Source organism: Flavobacterium sp. 9R (genome assembly GCF_902506345.1).
Taxonomy (GTDB): Bacteria; Bacteroidota; Bacteroidia; order Flavobacteriales; family Flavobacteriaceae; genus Flavobacterium.
Genome location: NZ_LR733416.1, coordinates 1 through 1,378, shown reverse-complemented (window position 1 = coordinate 1,378; position 1,378 = coordinate 1). Strand labels below are relative to the sequence as shown.

The 1,378-nt window shown below is 30.0% G+C and carries 1 protein-coding gene; it reads left to right on the top strand.

The genetic code is table 11. The features are described 5' to 3' along the window. The first annotated feature begins 189 nt into the window (after positions 1-189). On the top strand, positions 190-1,191 hold the full coding sequence (locus FLAVO9AF_RS15150; protein ID WP_159691205.1) for an IS110 family transposase: 1,002 nt from the start codon (positions 190-192) through the stop codon (positions 1,189-1,191). Positions 1,192-1,378 lie beyond the last annotated feature (187 nt).

Genomic DNA, 1,378 nt, shown 5'->3' with positions numbered 1-1,378 from the left:
TACTTTTAATCAACAACCAAACTGACAAAGTGAACCTTCTCTTCGATCAAAGTTAGCTACTTATGCCCCGATTAGGACTTTGTCAGTTTTATTGAATAATCTTCAGAATAGTAATTAAGGATATAATGCCTATTATCAAGGATATGAATGTATTCAATATTTGGTTGCTAATTTTTAAAACATTTTCTTATGAGCAAATTTAAACATTTTCTAGGCATCGATGTATCCAAAGAGTATTTTGATGTAGTTTTAATTATGAATGGAGAAAAAGAAAAACCAATTCATAATCAATTTGTAAATGATTCCAAAGGAGTAAAAGCATTAAATCAATGGCTTAAAAAGCAAAGGGCTACAAATCTAGAAACCCTTGTTTGCTTAGAACATACTGGTATGTATGGGAAATTAATCATTAAATATTTAATGCTTTTTAATTATTCTCTTTGGGTGGAGATGTCTTTAAAAATTATAAGAAGTATGGGACTTCAAAGAGGTAAAAATGATAAAATTGATGCAGAAAGGATTGCTATTTATGCAATGAAAAATCTGCAGGATGCCGTAATTTATAAAGCTCCAAGTAAAACTATTGAAAAAATCAGAAGTCTAATGTCATTAAGGGAAAAGTTGATTCTTACCAAATCTACTTTGATGCGAAATTCAAAAGAAATAAAGTCTTTAGATCCCGAATTATCAAAACTCTCTGAGAAATTTCAAAAGAAAACTTTAAAAGGGATTACTTCGGATCTAAAAGAAATAGAGAAACAATTAGATGTATTCATAAAGGGAGATGAAAACTTAAACAAAATTTATTCGCTAGCCATTTCAGTTCCTGGAGTTGGTAAAGTGACGACTTTATATTTAATCTGTTTTACTAATGAATTTAAAGCCTATTCATCGCCACGACAACTAGCTTGTTACGCGGGTGTGGTTCCTTTTGAGTATACTTCAGGAAAAAGCATCAGATCAAAACCCAGAGTTCACCATATGGCTAATAAAAAACTTAAAAAGCATTTGCATATGTGTGCTCTATCAGCTGTGAATCACGACCCCGAGATGAAAGAATATTTTAAAAGAAAAGTGGCTGAAGGGAAAAATAAAATGCTTGTAATTAATAATATAAGAAACAAATTAGTACATCGTATTTGTGCTTGTGTTAGAGATAACAAAACATTTGAAGTTAGAAAAGCAGCATAAAAAACGTTCATTTTTTACAGTTTTGCCTTGATTAGGCTAAGAGCAGACAGGTTTATTTGAAAAGAAACCTATCTTGATAAATTTATGATGTTTACGAATAAAAATAACTTATGAAAGGCACAACAAACCTTCGTGTAATTCTTATTCGAAGGCTTGTTATGTCTTTTTTTTAAACTAAAAAATAAAT